Raw genomic sequence first — 17,365 nt, forward strand, 5'->3', positions numbered from 1 at the left:
GCTAACAAACTCCAGACTGTTTCGAACCATAATTTATATGGCAAAAAGCCCACTAACCCGCCCCAACGGATAGGTAAGTGGTGTCAAAACAAGCCCGGGAACAATGCCCCGGTTGGTTCTGCCCGAAGGCAGGGCGCGAATATTAGTCAGCCAGCGGGGTGATTGCAAGGGGTATTTTGAATTTATCTGTGGATTAGCCGCAGGGCGTGCGAGAACACCGCCCAACTAATCCTACCGAGGTGTTACCAAATCACCCATAAGAGCGGATTTTCGTAAAACCTGCCCATGACCTCTTTCCCCGTCTCTCCCAGCGGCGCATTTTTAATTACACAGGCTTGGACGGCCTGATTCCGCGCCACCCCTTGGTGGACATGTGGGCTTTTGGAATGGATAGATCGATGCTGATTCCTGTGATTATTGCCGGTGGCAATGGTTCCCGGCTGTGGCCGCTCTCGCGGTCCCATTACCCCAAGCAACTGCTGCGCCTCAACGGTGACTACAGCATGCTGCAAAACACCCTGCTGCGCCTGCCCGCCGATTTGCGCGCTGTGCGCCCCATCGTGGTGTGCAATCAGGAGCACCGCTTCCTGGTGGCCGAACAACTGAATGACATCAACGTAGATGCGGATATCCTGCTTGAACCCTGTGGCCGTAACACCGCACCCGCGGTGGCCCTGGCCGCCCTGCAGGCTCGCCAGCGAGAGACCAGCGCGCAAATCTTCATCTGCCCGGCAGACCATGCTATTCGCAACCCGGAGGCCCTCCATAACGGGATCCGGAGGGCATCACTCGCCGCTGAAGAAGGGCTGCTGGTCACCTTTGGCATCAAACCTGATCGCCCGGAAACCGGTTATGGTTATATATGTATGGGCGAACCGCGGGGCGAGCATCACCTGATAGAGCGCTTTGTCGAGAAACCCGATGCCCAGACCGCCCAGCAATTCCTGGATGAGGGCGGCTACCTGTGGAATAGCGGCATGTTCCTGTTTCGCGCCGAACGCTACCTGCAGGAACTGCGCGAGCACCACCCCCAGATGCTGGCCCACTGCACCCATGCCCTGCTCCAGGGGGAAGCGGATCTGGATTTTGTCCGCCTGGATGAGACCAGCTTCTCCCGCTGCGAAGATCTATCCATTGACTACGCCATCATGGAACACACCCGTGATGGAGCGGTAGTACCCGTAGAACTGTGCTGGAACGACCTTGGCTCCTGGCTGTCACTCTGGGACCATCTTGACAAGGATAAGGAAGGTAACCACCTCAAGGGCGACATTATTGCCCACGCCAGTTACAACAATCTGGCCTTGAGTGATCACCGCCTGGTCGCCCTGCTGGGTGTCGACGATTTGATCGTCGTGGATACCCCTGACGCGATTCTCGTTGCCCACAAGAGCCAGGCCCAGGAAGTCAAACGTGTCACCGACACTCTCAAGTCTCGCAAAAGACCAGAAACCGAAGATCACCGGCTGGTGCATCGGCCTTGGGGCAAATACGACTCCGTGGACAAAGGCACCCGTTATCAGGTGAAACACATCACGGTGAAACCCGGTGAGAAGCTGTCGGTACAAATGCACCATCACCGCGCCGAGCACTGGATCGTCGTTTCCGGCACCGCCAAGGTCACCTGTGGCAACAACACTTTCCTGGTCACCGAAAACCAGTCCACTTTCATCCCCATTGGCGAAGTCCATTCGCTTGAGAACCCCGGCCGAATTCCCCTCGAGCTTATCGAGGTGCAATCCGGGACCTATCTTGGCGAAGATGACATTATCCGCATCAGTGACCGCTATCACCGTGAGGACGCCGCCGAAAAAGTGGCGCACCTGCCATGAACGGGGCCTGCTTCAAGGCCTACGACATACGCGGCCGGGTCGGCGAGGAGCTGAATGAAGACCTGGCCTGGCGAATCGGCCGCGCCATGTCTGAACAACTGCGGGCATCACGCATTGTGGTCGGCGCAGACATGCGATTGAGCTCGCCAGGGCTGAGTAACGCCCTCAGTGAGGGCATTCTCAGCACCGGTGCCGACGTCATTGATATTGGCTTGAGCGGCACCGAGGAGGTCTATTTCGCCACCGTTTACCACCAAGCAGATGGAGGGGTGCAGATTACTGCCAGCCACAACCCCGCCGATTACAACGGAATGAAACTGGTACGAGCCGGCGCTCGCCCCATCAGCGGGGACAGCGGCCTGTTCGACATACGAGACCAAGTGCTTGCCAACCGCTTCCCGGATGGACAGCGTCGCGGGCAACGTGTTCGCCAGCCAGACAAAAGGCCCTATATCCGTCACTTACTGCATTTGGTGGACTGCCAACCACTGGATGGCTTCTGCATGGTCAGTAACGCAGGCAATGGCGCTATCGGCCCGGCACTGGACGTACTGATGGAAGAACTGGCTGGCCGCGGTATCCACCCTCTCTTGCATCGCTACCACGACACCCCGGATGGCACCTTCCCGAATGGGGTGCCCAACCCATTGCTGCCAGAGAACCGGGCCGACACCTGCGAGGCAGTGCGCCAGCACGGAGCTCAACTGGGGGTCGCGTTCGATGGCGACTTTGACCGTTGCTTCTTTTTTGACGAGCACGGCGATTTTGTCGAGAGTTACTACATCATTGGCTTGCTCGCCAACGCCCTGCTGGCCGACCAGCCTGGCGGCACCATCATTCATGATCCCCGCCTGACCTGGAGCACCATTGATACCGTGCTTGAGGCCGGTGGTCACCCCATGCAGAGCAAAACAGGACATGCCTTTATTAAAGAGCGCATGCGTCATGACAATGCGCTGTATGGCGGGGAAATGAGTGGCCATCATTATTTCAGGGATTTCTACTACTGCGATTCCGGCATTCTTCCCTGGCTGTACCTGTCCCGACTACTGGCCAGCTCCGGCCAGACCCTCTCAAGCCTGGTACGCGACAAAGCCCACCGCTATCCCGTTTCCGGAGAGATCAACTTCACCGTGGCAGACACCCAGGCCGCCGTAACCCGAATCCGCGAGCAATACCGTCACTCCGCCCTCAGCGAAGACAACACCGATGGTATTAGCCTGGAATTCAGCGACTGGCGCTTCAACGTCCGAGCCTCCAACACCGAACCTCTGATCCGCCTCAATGTAGAAACCCGCTGCAACCCTGAACTCCTGGCCAGCAAGACCCGGGAGCTGAGTAGTCTGCTCGGAGGTGCCGCATGACCCGTCACCTTTCCTGGCTGGCCTCCGTGCTGATGATCCTGCTGCCGGGCACTCCGGCCACCGCCAATGTAGGCCTGAGTCCGATTTATGCCAATGAAGCCAGCAACTGGCCGTTGGAAACCTTTGCCGCAAATGGGCTGTTCCGCCAGATTGCCCGCTATCAACGCGGCCACCCCCAAGCCGTGGTGATTGCTTCCGGTCATTACACACTGGAACGCCTGGCCAGCCAGTTGGATGAACGTGCCCTGAGCCGCAGCGGCACGCAATGGACCCTGCATTTCCCCCTGGTCATTGCGCCGGGCGCCCAGCTCACTCTGGACGGGGCGCGCCTGTATATCGATGGCGAGAACGGCGGCTGTCTGGTCAACCGCGGCACCCTGATCATCTCACATAGCCAGATTGACAGTAGCGGCAACCAGTACAGCGGCTTCATTCATGGCTGGGGTGGCTCCCGCACACAGATTGATCGCAGCACGCTGACCGGTCTGGGGCGGCCAGATTATCGCGCCCACGGCCTCAGCGTGGCCCGTCATCGTTATCAAGGCACCAGTGGAGCCCCCAGTCTGTCCATTCAGCAATCCGAATTCGTGAATCTGTACCGGGGGCTTGAGGCCGAGCCAGGCAGCCACGTTACCCTTACAGAGGTAACGATCAGCCAAAGCCGTGAACAGGGGCTGGTGTTAAGCGGGGCCCACGCCCAACTGACACAGCTTCGGATCGACGGTTCAAACGGGCACGGCATCCGCGCCGAAGGAGAGGGCAAACTCACTCTTGAGGAACTTGTGCTCAGCACAAACAAGGGGGCCGGGTTACTGATAGAGAACTTTCATGGCCCGTTGCAAGGCCGCAACCTGGCCAGCGAGGGAAACCGGGAGTACGGGATACAGATAAAGGGCGGAAGGGATGCCTCTGCTCATCTGGAGGAGCTGGTATTGATCAATAACGGAAGTGACGGCCTGCGACTCGATGGCAGCACCCTGCTCACTGTCAGCGACGCAAAGATAAATGGCAATCACCGTTACGGCATTTCCCTGGATGGACAACAAGACAAGGTGCGGGCGAGCCTGACAGCGCTCGAGCTGCACCACAATCGCCTTGCCGCCCTACATACTCTCGGAGAGGGGCATGTTCAGATTGAAGGAACCAGCCTGCGACACCATAGCAATCGCGGGCAGTATCTGGCGGGCAACATCAGCGCTCGCGAGTCACGCTTGCTCCCTCAACTACTACAAGCCCGCCCGGTGGACATACCGTTCACGGATGCTCAACCCAGAGCCCAGTTAGCGAGCCGCCCGTAAACCGAGACCCGAAAGCCTCTGCCTGCTTGTCAGACAGAGGCTGACGCTCGGGAAAACGGTGAGCATAGACTGGCCACCACGCCATCATGTGATCATCGATGGCTTCCTGCTTTTGCGCAAAACGCACGCCCTGCCCGTCTTGCCGCCAAAAATGTACGACTTGGGCAGCCAGCTCATGCAGCACCGCCCCCTTGCCCTCATAGAGATCCAAGCCATTGCGGGAGCCGGACTCGGCCATCAATACCAGTGGCGTCAGCGCAAACGCATGGTACTCCGCCGCTCGCGTGCCTCTGGCGGCCTCGTGAGGCAGCACCACCCCATCCTGATACGGCGTGATTTGCCCGATAGCCAACCAGTAGCCTTGTTCTGCCCACGCCAAGCGGTCCGGCTCATTCAATACCAGGCCAGCCGCCATAACAGCCCAACAAGACCAATAATCATGGTTGTTGTACAAGTCCAGACGCTGACGGCGCGGAGTCGCATAACGTTGCACCCGGTCGGCCAATGCAGCCAGCCACTGACGCTGCGCCGGGTCTGGCTGCCAATCGGTGAGAGCTTGCGCCTTCATCATGTTGGTGGCGACGGCGGCAAGAAACCATTTCCGTACGGCTTCGCCCTGTTTGCTGGCCTTGCTGGGCGTCATCGCCCCGGCCTCTGCCCAGGCGGAAATCGCCTGCGAGAAACACTCGCTGGCAGCCTGTCTCAGTGCGGGGTTGCCACTGCGCATATAGTCGGAAATCTGCCCTAAAAAGGCCAGGTACCCGTAGACCTCATCGACCTGCTCGCGGTAACGCTTGGCCGCCTTGGCATCCAGGACATCTTTGCTGGTTCGACTCTGGTCATACTTGCTGTCCATCTGCAGCGCCCCCCGGTACGGTGGAAAACCCGACAGACGGGCCTGACACATCTGTAAGGCTCGCGCGTCTGCCAAGGAAGCGTCCAGGCGCTGGGAATCGAATAACGGTTTCAATTCCGCCTGGGCACAACCGGCCAGCAGTGTCAGCCATACTGCATTCAGTAGTCGCACAGGGTCGCCTCCACGGTCAGGGCCGTCGTTACAGGCTGCTCCAGCTCCAGCAGCACTGACAGCAGGTTCGCGCCTTGAGAGGGAGGATCCAGGCGCAGGGTAAAGCGCCCGCTATCCAGTCTTGCCGGGCGGCGAATACGAATCTTTTCCCGCTGGCCATCGTCGTAATATGCCAGCACATAAAAATGCCGGAACGCGCTGTCGGAAAACATAACATCCAGAGTCAAGCTGCCACTGCCGGCAGTCTGGCGACGCCGCTCACCTGCGTTGGCTAGCACCTCTACTCGCTGATCGCGCTCAGAGACAGGCAGAGTAACCGCACCGGTGGTATAAGCTGAGCGGTTACTGCAGCCCCCTGAGGCAGCAGGCAACACTTCCCGCCAAACCTCCGGTTCTTCAAGATCAAAGTTGACCGGCAGCTCCCAAACCAGATATCGGAACTGCCCCTCCTGATAGGCCGGCGAGTACAAAAACTCCTGCAGGGCACCCATGGCCCCACCCCCGGTCATGGCAAAATTCACTACATCACGGGACAGATACTGCTGCAGAAAACCATGAAAATTGTAGTTCTTGTAACGATCATCCCGGGTATCAGAATTACTGGTACCAATAAGTGCAACTTGTGGCTCGGATGCATCCCCAAAAAGGGCATCAGCACTATCTACCTCATTCTTGGGCACCGTGTTAAAGCCTCGCACCCATTGATAGCTGTAGGCATTTCCACATACGCTTGCCACAGCCACATTCATGGTTCCCATCTTGCGCAGCAGAATCCCTTCCCGGGTTTCAAACATCAGCTCCGGAATTTGCTCAATACCCGGATCCGCCAGCATCACCTGAGCAACCTGATAGGCACTGACATCAGCTCCAGCAGGGGTCCAGTGGTGATCCCGGCGAAAGAAATACTCTCCCCCATCCACCTTTTCCAACACGGGCTCCATGTCCGCAACCATTGCACCCAAATCTCTAAACAGCTCAGCCTTGCGCAGGTAAGACCTGCGTACATCCGTAAGTGGGTAGCGCCCTCGCCACGGCTGCACCAACTGATCCGCATGCATCAATCCACGGGTCGGCTGAAGCATCACAACGAGCTGCAAATCCTTCTCTCTCAAAATCTCGACCAGCTCGCCGAGCTCACCACGAGCCATTGCCGAAACGGGAAAGTCCTCCTGCAAATCAACGTCAGTGCGAAAAAACCAATACGGTTTTCCGGAGACAAGTTGACGCATACCGGACATGGCCCCGTCCTGATATAACTGGGGATCACTCAGGGCATCACACACGAAGGGCGGCTCCAGATAAGCGCCCTTCATCAGCTGCGCCTGCTGACTGTCCCCCTCCGATGGCACCTCGGAAGATTGCGCCCCTCCCCATGAAACCAGCCCCAGCAAGGCCATCAGCCGCCAGGGCCTGGTGACGTTACGGCATAGTGGCCACATTGGCTTCCTCCAGTCGAGCCTCCGGGCCTGACGCTCCTGGCACTACCCAAACGCTGTAAACCCTCCCGCGCTGCAACACCACCTCCTCCAAGGGCAGACTGGTTCCGTCCGTGAGCGCGACGCGCAACGCGACCTTGACGCCATTTATTTCCCTGTCGCCGCTGTCTTCGGCCGCAAGGGGCCCAATCACCGTCACTGATCCGTTTGCGGTTTGTAGCGAGGCGCCCTGGCCGGTCAGGTTGTACATGACCAGTAATGCCTTCAGGCGACTGTTGAAATAAGTGTCTTCATGCAGGCGCATACTCTGACCATCAAAGATCAGCGTTTGCACCGAACGTGACGCAAAAGAGAAATCGAACGACTTCCCATTAATCCGGATTTGAGCCTCACCACCGGGGCGATACAAATAATCCCCCGCTCGACCGGGAGCCAGGGACTGTCGCCACTCATCCAATCCCAGATCAAGTTGGTCGCCGGTCAAGTTTACTACCCGGATAAAGGCCGAATCCGGGGGGGCCGCCATTTCATATAACCCCTCAGCGCCGTCCTGGGCGGCCCAAACCGGCAAATTCCAAAGTAGCAGCAGACTGACTATCCAGACACGCATGCTTATCCCCCTCCACAATCACATCCATTGATTGAATCAGCGCTCGTTCCGGCAACTCCCATAGCACATGGGTAACACGCGGATCTCGAGCAGCCGGACCTTGAAGAAACTCTCGCATTGCTGCAAAGGGCCCCTGGGCCTCCAGGGCATACACCAGTACGTCCTGCCCCATTTCCTCTTTCAGAAAACCGGGAAAGTGCCATTCATCCATGGCGCTGTAGCTGGTTCCCACAAGCGCAACTGCGGGAATCGCATCTCCGAGCAGCGCCTGTTCATCCTGGACACTACTGGACAGGGATGTCTGATAGCGCACCAGGGGCTCATCCCCCTTAGGGCCGACCCCCTTGCTGGTTGGCAAATAACGAAGCAGGTCGCCCTGGAACACTTCCACTTTCGATTCAACAGTGCGAAATTCCTGCCGGCCGGGTAGAGCCATGATCGCCGCTACACCGCCAGCCACCGCTCTTGCTCCCCAAGGGCTCCAATGCGTATCAGTGCGCATGAAAACAGGCCCGTGGTGAGAGGCTTGCTGAAGCACACTCAAGGTATCCAGCCAGGGGATACCGGCTGCGCTAAGCCGTTGTGTGATACCCGGGTACAGATTGTCCATGTCCAGTACGACTTGCCGGCGAGCCTGATCACTGTATAAGCGCCGTTTGGCTGGCACAGGGATGACAAGCAATTTTTTTCCCAGCGCTCTCAGCTGGCAGGAAGTGGCAACGACCTGATTCAGGTTCGACTTCAGATTCGCTGCACTCCTGGCGTCGTAATAAAACTCTTCCCGGCTAAAAAGCCAGTCATCATTGCCGACTAACACCCCCGGCCGCCCCGAATGAAACAGCACATAGCTGGCATCAGCCCACATCGAGATTGAAGGATCACGCAGTATGAATACCTTATCCACTTGTCGTTCCAAACGGCGTACCAGCTCCCCTTCCCGAAACTGCTCCCAGGCGGTTTTTTCATTGATAAAGAAATCGGCCACAGGCAGCAGCAAGGACAAAAAACCACTGGAAATGACAACGAGGAACAACCACCCATTCACTGTTGACGCCTTTTTCATAGAAATCACGTGGCGGCCCTCCAATCAGAATTGAAAATACAGAAAGGGTGAAAACGACTCAGCCGACAACCTCGTAACTGCCAGAGCAAAGCCTCCCCATAGCAGTGGGACTCGCCAACCGCTGACATCCTGAAAAACGTTTTCCTTGTCGATGCCCAGGTAATAACGTTTGTTGTAAAGCGCACTCACACGGTCCCAAACCAAGGCCACAACACAGAAGAAAAGCGTCATCGGGGAAACCCAAAGAGACAAATTATGCAAGCTCCCGACACCATTGAGGCCAACCAAGCCCCCCATGATCCGCCCCGCATCAGCGAGATTTCCGGTGAGGAACAGGGGCCAAATCAACCACAAATAGGCAAGCGCACGATAATTGCGCCACAAGGAATACGGCGTTGACATACTGGTTACCCAACCGAGACGACGCTCCAGCACCATCATGCCGCCAATGGCTGCCCCCCAGAAAAGAAAGGCCAGATCCGCGCCGTGCCAGAACCCTGCCAGACTCAACGTCGTAAAAGTGGCGGCACCGACACTCCAATGGAGTGTTTTTTTCAGTGGTCTGTAGAGATAGTCCCGCAACCACTGGGAAAGAGTGATATGCCATCGCTGCCAGAACTCCGTGACACTTTGGCAGACAAAGGGCTGATTGAAGTTTTCCTGGAAACGGAACCCCATCATCATTCCCAAGCCTATCGCCATGTCTGAGTATCCGGAGAAATCAAAGTACAACTGCAAAGTCGAGAGAATGACACCGAAAACACTATCAACGAAACCCGGTTCCGGGGCCGCCATCAGGTAACCAGCCACCGGCGCAATACTATCGGCGATCAAAGCCTTTTTGATGAATCCCAGAAGGAAACGACTGGCTCCCAGCGAAAACAACTCCATGGAGTGGCTACGCTTCTCGAACTGTCGCTCCAGATTTCGGTAACGCAGAATCGGACCTGCGATCAGCTGCGGGAAAAAGGAAATAAACGCGGCAAAGTTGATAAAGCTGCGTGTGGGTTTGGCATCGCCTCGATAGACATCCACCAGATAGGCCAGTGCCTGGAAGGTATAGAAAGAAATCCCCAGTGGCAAAATGATGGTTTCCAGGTAAAAGGGGTTTAGTCCCACGGACACCAGGAGCGCACTGATACTTTCTACACCGAAGTTCGTGTACTTGAAGTACCCCAGTGCCGCCAGATCGCCGACGACCCCGACCACCAGCCAGTAAAAACAACGCGGATGATCCCGGAACTTCTCTATCGCCAGGGCAAAGACGTAGTTCCACAGCGTGATTGCCACAAACAACAGCAGAAAATCCGGGCGCCACCAGGCATAAAACAGGTAACTACCCAGCAGAATGGTCCAGTTACGCCAGCGCGCTGGCGTCAGGTAGTACGCCGCCAGAAACAGCGGCAAAAAAAGAAACACGAAAAGGTTGGATGAAAAGACCATTGCTACCACCTCCCTGCGATAACGAACAGGATCTGATGAATCTGTTCCGGCCGTTGGTAGGCCTCCCCCATGTCAAAGATCGAATAACTCAGCCGGGCCGAAAGCTGCATCTGTCGCCGTTCTGACACCGCCAGCGGGAAGGACTGCCAGCCCAACGCCATGTTCGCCACATTCCCCAGGTGCGTTTCCCCCTCTACTAGCGGATTTCTTATCGGGCTATTCACACGCACCGTATCGTTTAGCCGCTGCACCGATCCTGCCAGCACTTCCAGTTCCACACGGGGCCACAACTGTTGCCGGTACCAGGCCGCTGCGTATGCGATGTTTTTCATTTCGTAGTCGAGCAGGTCCCCCAACGGCCCAGTGGAAAGGTCGGCCACCCCTGCGCGACGATTACTCTGCACCCTGCTTTGGAAATAACCATCACTAACCAGATAATCCGGCTCGTCCGTGGTAGCCGCACGTACTCCAAGGGAGGGCCGCCAACTGAGGCGGTCAAGACGACCGAAAAGCTCGCCCTGAATGAGATAGCCCTGAATCCGGTCTTCGCTTTGAATCAGCCCCTGCACAGCATCAATTTCATAGCGAACCAGATCCCCCTCCTGAAACAGGGCATTGACGCTGTAACCCACCGTCGTCGCTTTCCCCCCCTCGCCATGGAGCCTGACGCCAGCCCAGTAACCGGTAAAATCACGTACGTCCAGCAAATCCTCCAACTGCTCAATCTGAGCGCCGGAATCGTCATCCTGATAATGCAGCCGCAGATCCCACCAGTGCCCAGGCATCCACTGTTTGCCCACGCCCGCCAGCACCCGGAAAATATCTTCATCCCGCGGGTCCAGATCTGAATCGTCGGAACGGAATGTCGTGAACTGCTGCCCCGCCACAAGATGAGCTCGCCAGTGAGTGGACTGGTAATCCAGGTTCAGGCTTTCCAGCGGCAGGTCCCAGATCACGCCCTCTTCATCTTTGTAGGTCTGACGCCCCAATGCCAACGACATGGAAGGTTGGCCAAACAGCATGCGGCGACGAATCCAGGCGTCACGCAATTCTGCATAGTGCTCATCCTCGCGGATACGGCCATTATCATCTGTCTGAAGACTGCTTGGCTGTCCTGCGGCCACCAACAGCTTGCCTCGCACCTCGGCGTCCCAGCGGTGCCACTCTGTCTCACCGCTTCGCCAGTGGTAACGTGGCTCGTAGCGAAACACACCATTGGTCTCGTTATTGCCATCCACAAAACGCTGACGAAAGTCCGGAGACTCTCCGGCACTTAGATACAGCCTCTGGTCATACTCATGACGCGGCAGTGGCTCCACACCTATCACCGTTACCGGCAATAATGTGCCCCATAGCACGCACAAGATTCCGCTACAGCGTTGAAGCAACATGGAATTGCTCCTCCAACCAATGCTGGCGTTTGGCAATCAATCGAGCCGCAGCCTGCTGCCCTGCCGGCATTAACCCATCGGGAAGGGGCAGACTCTCTTCACTTTCCTGCCGGGCAGTTCGCGGCAGGAGAATCTTGCTGGCTTCCTTGTGGGCAAACGCTTTTACAGGATCTCTGGCCATACCCCGGCCAGATGAATACAGCCTGGCCAGCGCGGCATCTCCCTGTGCCAGCCCCGCCTCTGCCGCTAACTGATAAAACCTGACGGCTCGTTCCATGTCAGCCTCCCCCAGATAACCACTTTCGTAGAGCTCCGCCAGCGGCAAGTAAGCCCTGGACATTCCCCCTGCAACCAGCATTAAAAGATCTCTCTCTGCCCGCTGCGGCCTTAGCTCAAACCATTCCGCTTTGAGGTCCCCTTGCGCACGGAAATACAACGCAGAGGCATTATCTAATGACTGAAGTTCTTCAACGGCCAGAGAAAACTCGGCAAAAGAATATACGGCGGGCCAAGTCAGCATGTACTGAAGCTGCTCGACCAGCGCCAGCGGCTCGCCCTTTTCTGCTGCACGTTGTAACCAGCGCATTACCGTTGGATCATGTTCAGCTGTCGTCGCGTTTGCCTTGATAAGGGTTGCAACGCGAAGGCAATAGGCTCCATCAAGCGATACATCGCCTTCCATGTCCCCTACCATTTCGGTAAAACGTTCCGGGCTGCCAGCCTGCCAGAACATATCCTGTAGATATTCAACGGCACGAGGGTCATCGTGCAGCTCTTGTTGATACCAGGCTGCTGCTTCTTCGATATCTCCTCGAATCTGTGCATAGCGACCGGCGTATGTCCCGAAATAACATTCCTGAACACAGCTTCGACGATACAGTGCAAGCCACTGCTGCCACTGCTGTGCCGTAAGGGCTTGTGGGTAGAGCACTGCGATATCCAGAGCAAGACTCAAATCCTGTTCTGTTTCCCTTGGGCGAAGCGGTCGTAACAACTCACGGGCACGCGCCTCCCCAAAAGCCAAACTTCCCTGGTAGCGCTTATATAGACGCAGGCTGGCGGGGCCGGCACGGTAATCCTGCTGCTCCCAGGCGCGCCGGTACCACACCATGGCCTCCGCCGGGTCACTGCCCTGATCAGCGGCAATCAATTTGGCGTATTCGATCTGCGCTGCCGGGTCGCCGGCCTCCGCCAGCCCCTTAAGCTGCTTCCTGGCTTGCTCGGTGTTCCCCAGGGAGAGCTGATAACGGGCATGACGGGTGTCCGCCGGAAGCTGGCAGCCAGCCAGCTGAACCGCCAGCAGCGCAGCAATCAGAGCACGGGCAGCCATGCGGGATGCACCATAACGCTGACGGGCTGATGCTGGGCACTTAGCGGCAGGCTACGCTGCGGCTGAATCTCCATGCGCAGCTTGCCCGACGCTTCATCTCTGACCATCTCGACCACCTCTGCGGCGGTTTCCTTCTTGCCGTCCAGATATTGGATAGTAACGGCCTCATCAGCGCGCCCGGGCAAGCGCTCAGCGGACAGGTCAAACAGTGCCACCACTCGGGCAGGGGCGTCTTTTTCCACCAGCCGCATGAGAGGGGATTCGTCGTGAAGATACTCGCCATCAGCAACCATCTGTTCGGCAATCGTGCAGTCACAGGGGCTGTTCAGCGTCACTTCGAAGACCGCAGCATCCAGCAAGCCTTTGACCTGTTTGGTATCCAGCGAATCCAGCAAAACACCATTGTTCAGCCGTGCCACCAAACGTGACGAGATCGTCATCAATGGCTGGCCTTTCTCAACGGACTCAGCCCCTTCCGGGATCAGCATCTGAACATAGCCATTCTCCGGCATGATCAGCATCTTGCCTGGCAGACTGATCCAGGCGTCTGCCGCCTTGATCACGAAGGCATGCTGGTAGAGTTTGTGAGCGACAAACACAAACGCCAACAAACCCAGGACAAAGAACACACCGCTGATCAACACCGCCTTGCAACGCTCGACAAGGCTGCGCGCCGGCGCCACCTGCTTCCCTTTTCGCGCCGTCACATAATTTTCGCGCTTCATGTTGTCAATCACGTCATCCAGCGAGGTCAATTCACCCGCCAGATAATTGCTGATCAACAACCGCAACAAGTCCGCGTTTTCCTGGTCGATAACGGTAAACTCGCCACCCGTACGCTTGCTGCTGTCATCCTGGTAGATGATGCGAAAACTGATCGGCATGGACAGGTTGGCACGCCCAAGTCGAAACACCACTTCACCATGGCACAACGACCCCGGCGACAGATCTACCTGCCCTGCAATAAACGACAAACCGCCCATCGACACATCTTCCAGGGAAAAAATGCCTTTCACCGGGCTCTGCAGCCGCAACCTCAGGTTCCCGTTGAGCCGCACTCTGACGTGCTGGCGCTCCTCCTGGGATTCGTGAACCTGGCGAATCTGTTTTTCTTCCATGACCCTTCCCTCCAAATCCTTCCACACGGCCCTGTCCCCTTCAGGCCCTGCTCTCGCTTACCCCATCGCAATCAGGTACATAACGCAGATAAAGATTGCAGCGCTCGACATCAACATGGTTTTGGAACTGATACGGCTGAGCATCATGTCAAACCCGCCGCTTTGCGTAGCCAGCCGTGTTTTCTGGCGAGTCCAGCTCTGCCGGTCCAGATGAAACAGGGCAAAAATCTTTACCATCGATCCCACCACCTGGTTGTAATAAAGCAGCACAGGATAGAGCGGCCCAACCGGGTGATAGGTCACATTCAACAGCGCCGCCACCAGGGTGCGAGACAGGGCGATCCAGAACACATACACAAACAACAGCTGACCGTTATCCAGCAACCCCATCAACAAGGCGGCGGTCAGACCAATCAGGCACGTCCACATGCTGATACGCTGGTCATACAGCACAAAGCAGGTAAACCATCCCAGACGTCGCCACCCCAGCCGCGTTGCGCGCAAATTCTGTCGCAATGAATTGCCATACCAGCGAAACATCAACTGCAGCGTTGCAGGCACAAAGCGATGATGCGGCGGGTGCTCTACCGTCAAGGTGTGGGCATCGGGTACATAGAAGGTGTCCCAGCCCAGCGTCATCAGTGAATTCCAGCTGGATTTGTCATCACCGGTGAGGAACCGGAACCGGCCCAGCCGCCAGTGATCCAGATAATCTGACTCCACATCCGCAATAAACTCTGGCGCGGTCAGCACTGCCGCCCGGAAAAAGGACATCCGCCCGGTCATGGTCAGCACCCGCCGCGACAAAGCCATGGAGCACATATTCAAGTGTCGCTGGGCGAACCGCATGGTGTGCCAATCGCGCATCACCCGACTGCCCCGGACCACGCATTGCTCGTTAGTGGTCAGGCCGCCCAGGTTCGGCATCAAGCCGAAGAACACCACTGAGTCCCTGACGCAATCCGGTGCCAACATGGTGTCGCCATCAATAACCCCGACGACCGCATCACGGTCTGGCATACAGCGGCTTACCGCACGGAACGCCATAGCCAGCCCATCACGCTTGCCCGTGCCACGCGCCCGGCAAATGATCAACTTGCTGAGCTGATCTGGATCGAACTGCCGATGGCACTGGCGAATAAGAAGTTCGTCACCTCGCTCGACGATGGAGACCACCACCGTCGCAGGCACCCCGCAATTCACGGCCTCGCGGAATACGCTCGCATAGACGTTCCAGGTCGTATCTGCCGGTATGCGGAAACTGGTTACCACCAGATAGACATGGCTCGGCAAATAACGCCCAGGATCTTCATCCACTCGACGACGCAGGGCAGGAAACGCCACCTGCATGAACCAGATCCCGCGGACCAGGTGCATGGCCCCCATGGAATACCGCCACAGCCCGATGGCACCGATAATCAGAATGAACTTCTTGTCGCTGCTATCCAGATACGCCGGTTCGATCAGCAATGCCAGCGCCATCACCACGGTGATCCACAGTAGCCACTCCGTGAACGTCTTCATCGGCAACTTACCAGCAGATGCCCTGACGATCGCCCATGGATACACCAGGCAAATATCCGCACAGGTCGATCAACAGCCGCCCACTGTTTACGCCATCCGCAACCTGCTGGAATTCCGCAGTTGAATGGCCCACCACCACCACCTCACTGGCCTCGACCAAAGCATCGATGTCATCATTCAGACAATGGAAGACCGGGCCATAACTTTCCCATAGCTGGGCCGCAACCGGGCTGTGCTTGCTCGCGTGCAAGACGTTGCTGTCATAGACGGACAGAGTGAAGCCCTCTTCCAGCAAGCGGGCGGCCAACGTGACCAGGGGACTCTCGCGAAGATCATCGGTGCCCGGCTTGAAACTCAATCCCAGCATGCCGATTTTCTTCATGCCCGATTGGCGGATCATGGCCATGGCCCGCTCCACCTGGTTGTCATTACTGGTCGCCAACGATCGCAACAGAGGCGACGGCAGCGCCACCTTGTCGCACCAGGCATTCAGCGCCCGGACATCCTTTGGAAGACAGGAGCCCCCGTAGGCAAACCCGGGTTTCATGTAATAACTGGACAGGTTGAGCTTGTTATCCATGCACACCACATCCATCACCCGCCGCCCATCAACCGACGCCTGCTTGGCGATATTGCCGATTTCATTGGCGAAGGAGACTTTGGTGGCATGCCAGGAGTTACAGGCATACTTGACCAGCTCAGCTTCTTCCAGTGCCAGACGGACAACCGGTGCATCAATGCCTTCGTACACGGTCGCCAGTGCATCGGAAGAGGCGTCATTGATTCCACCAATGACAGTCATGGGCGGGCTGAAAAAATCCTTGATCGCGGTGGACTCACGAAGGAACTCCGGATTGACCGCCAGCAGAAAGTGCTCTCCGGCCTTTTTGCCCGAGGCCTGCTCAAGAATGGGCAACAGCTCCCCGCGCACCAGCCCGGGCAGCACCGTGCTGCGAATCACCACCAGGTGCACATCATCCTTGTCACGTAGCGATTGCCCAATCTCTTCACACACCGCTTTCAGATAACGCGTATTCAGGTTACCGGTCTCGTCGCTCGGCGTGCCCACACAGACAAACGAAATCCGGGAATCACGCACGGCAGTGGCACAGTCAGTGGTCGCGGTGATGCGGCCTTCTGCCACCCCCTTCGCCAGGTAATCACCCAGTTCGTCTTCAACAATGGGAGACTCGCCCCGGCGAACCTGAGCGACTTTGGCTTCACTGACATCCACACCGATAACGGTATGGCCCTTGTTGGCAAAGCAGGCGGTGCAGACTGCGCCAACATAGCCCAGCCCAAAGACAGAAATCGTGGACATTCCCTTATCCCCATTAGTTGAACAACGTTCCCGTTAAGCGGCGAGATACACACTCGAACCGTGAGGACTATCTAACGCCTGAGATTTAAAAATGTGTAGAGGGGTAACACCAAAAGGGAACGCTCTTACTAGCAGTTTTTTCGGCAGGGCATTCTTCGGGGACAGGTTAAAAGCCGCGTCAACTAGCCGCAGGTATGATCTCAAACGGATTTTTCACCAGAGGAGAACGGGTTGTCAGCAAGCCTGTCGATCGGTAGCCAATATGGCGCCATCGCTTTTGCAGATAAAGAAGAAAGGGGTCATCGCTGGCGGGTATAGTCCCGTCGCCACAGGGTACGAATAGCGAGCGAGAGAAATATCCCCTCGAAACGGTGGACAAACAACACCCGTTACCTGCGTGTGACTCAACCCAAAAGTCAGACATAAAAAAAGGGCCGCCGAAGCGACCCCTTTTTCTGATACCGGGTAACGAATTACTCGGTGATCTTGGCTACCACACCGGCGCCAACGGTACGGCCACCTTCGCGGATAGCGAAGCGCAGGCCGTCTTCCATGGCGATCGGAGCGATCAGCTCAACGTCCATCTGAACGTTGTCGCCCGGCATTAC

The 17,365-nt window shown here is 57.0% G+C and carries 14 protein-coding genes; 3 read left to right on the forward strand and 11 right to left on the reverse strand.

What is annotated here, in order from left to right; all coding sequences use genetic code 11:
* Positions 1 to 398: 398 nt before the first annotated feature.
* From D4A39_RS16355 to D4A39_RS16365, 3 genes are read left to right on the forward strand one after another with little or no spacing between them, the layout of a single operon-like run.
* Positions 399 to 1,832, forward strand: a complete 1,434-nt coding sequence (locus tag D4A39_RS16355; protein WP_119918558.1) for a mannose-1-phosphate guanylyltransferase/mannose-6-phosphate isomerase — start codon at positions 399 to 401, stop codon at positions 1,830 to 1,832.
* A complete protein-coding gene (locus D4A39_RS16360) occupies positions 1,829 to 3,196 on the forward strand; it encodes a phosphohexomutase domain-containing protein (protein ID WP_022986499.1) in 1,368 nt (455 codons plus the stop codon). Before D4A39_RS16355 ends, D4A39_RS16360 begins: the two co-directional genes overlap by 4 nt.
* The gene (locus D4A39_RS16365; RefSeq protein ID WP_233552505.1) at positions 3,193 to 4,494 is read left to right on the forward strand and encodes a right-handed parallel beta-helix repeat-containing protein; all 1,302 of its coding nucleotides are present in this window, start codon (positions 3,193 to 3,195) and stop codon (positions 4,492 to 4,494) included. The genes D4A39_RS16360 and D4A39_RS16365 overlap by 4 nt, the downstream gene beginning before the upstream one ends.
* Here the strand turns inward: D4A39_RS16365 and D4A39_RS16370 are convergent.
* From D4A39_RS16370 to D4A39_RS16420, 11 genes are all read right to left on the reverse strand, one after another.
* Positions 4,451 to 5,521 carry a polysaccharide lyase gene (locus D4A39_RS16370; RefSeq protein ID WP_119918559.1) on the reverse strand — a complete coding sequence of 357 codons (1,071 nt, stop codon included), beginning with the start codon at positions 5,519 to 5,521 and terminating at the stop codon, positions 4,451 to 4,453. The genes D4A39_RS16365 and D4A39_RS16370 overlap by 44 nt on opposite strands.
* Positions 5,509 to 6,960: an alginate O-acetyltransferase AlgX-related protein gene (locus D4A39_RS16375; RefSeq protein WP_233552506.1), complete on the reverse strand. Its 1,452-nt coding sequence runs from the start codon at positions 6,958 to 6,960 to the stop codon at positions 5,509 to 5,511. The genes D4A39_RS16370 and D4A39_RS16375 overlap by 13 nt, the downstream gene beginning before the upstream one ends.
* On the reverse strand, positions 6,941 to 7,567 hold the full coding sequence (locus D4A39_RS16380; RefSeq protein WP_031226968.1) for an alginate O-acetyltransferase AlgF: 627 nt from the start codon (positions 7,565 to 7,567) through the stop codon (positions 6,941 to 6,943). The genes D4A39_RS16375 and D4A39_RS16380 overlap by 20 nt, the downstream gene beginning before the upstream one ends.
* The gene (locus D4A39_RS16385; protein ID WP_233552507.1) at positions 7,497 to 8,612 is read right to left on the reverse strand and encodes an alginate O-acetyltransferase AlgX-related protein; all 1,116 of its coding nucleotides are present in this window, start codon (positions 8,610 to 8,612) and stop codon (positions 7,497 to 7,499) included. Before D4A39_RS16385 ends, D4A39_RS16380 begins: the two co-directional genes overlap by 71 nt.
* 42 nt (positions 8,613 to 8,654) lie before the next feature.
* Entirely contained in the window at positions 8,655 to 10,073 is a 1,419-nt protein-coding gene (locus D4A39_RS16390) for an MBOAT family O-acyltransferase (protein ID WP_022986505.1), read from the reverse strand.
* Positions 10,074 to 10,075: 2 nt separating this feature from the next.
* Positions 10,076 to 11,464 carry an alginate export family protein gene (locus D4A39_RS16395; RefSeq protein WP_119918561.1) on the reverse strand — a complete coding sequence of 463 codons (1,389 nt, stop codon included), beginning with the start codon at positions 11,462 to 11,464 and terminating at the stop codon, positions 10,076 to 10,078.
* A complete protein-coding gene (locus D4A39_RS16400; protein WP_022986507.1) occupies positions 11,445 to 12,794 on the reverse strand; it encodes a tetratricopeptide repeat protein in 1,350 nt (449 codons plus the stop codon). The genes D4A39_RS16395 and D4A39_RS16400 overlap by 20 nt, the downstream gene beginning before the upstream one ends.
* On the reverse strand, positions 12,776 to 13,912 hold the full coding sequence (locus D4A39_RS16405; protein ID WP_119918562.1) for a PilZ domain-containing protein: 1,137 nt from the start codon (positions 13,910 to 13,912) through the stop codon (positions 12,776 to 12,778). The genes D4A39_RS16400 and D4A39_RS16405 overlap by 19 nt, the downstream gene beginning before the upstream one ends.
* Positions 13,913 to 13,969: 57 nt before the next feature.
* Positions 13,970 to 15,436: a glycosyltransferase gene (locus D4A39_RS16410; protein WP_119918563.1), complete on the reverse strand. Its 1,467-nt coding sequence runs from the start codon at positions 15,434 to 15,436 to the stop codon at positions 13,970 to 13,972.
* 7 nt (positions 15,437 to 15,443) lie between these two features.
* Positions 15,444 to 16,757 carry a nucleotide sugar dehydrogenase gene (locus tag D4A39_RS16415; RefSeq protein ID WP_119918564.1) on the reverse strand — a complete coding sequence of 438 codons (1,314 nt, stop codon included), beginning with the start codon at positions 16,755 to 16,757 and terminating at the stop codon, positions 15,444 to 15,446.
* Between the two features lie 473 nt (positions 16,758 to 17,230).
* The coding region (locus D4A39_RS16420) for an EF-Tu C-terminal domain-related protein (RefSeq protein WP_463671037.1) at positions 17,231 to 17,365 on the reverse strand (135 nt) is incomplete at its 5' end.

This window comes from Alcanivorax profundi, from assembly GCF_003597125.1.
In the GTDB taxonomy this organism is placed as follows: Bacteria; Pseudomonadota; Gammaproteobacteria; order Pseudomonadales; family Alcanivoracaceae; genus Alcanivorax; species Alcanivorax profundi.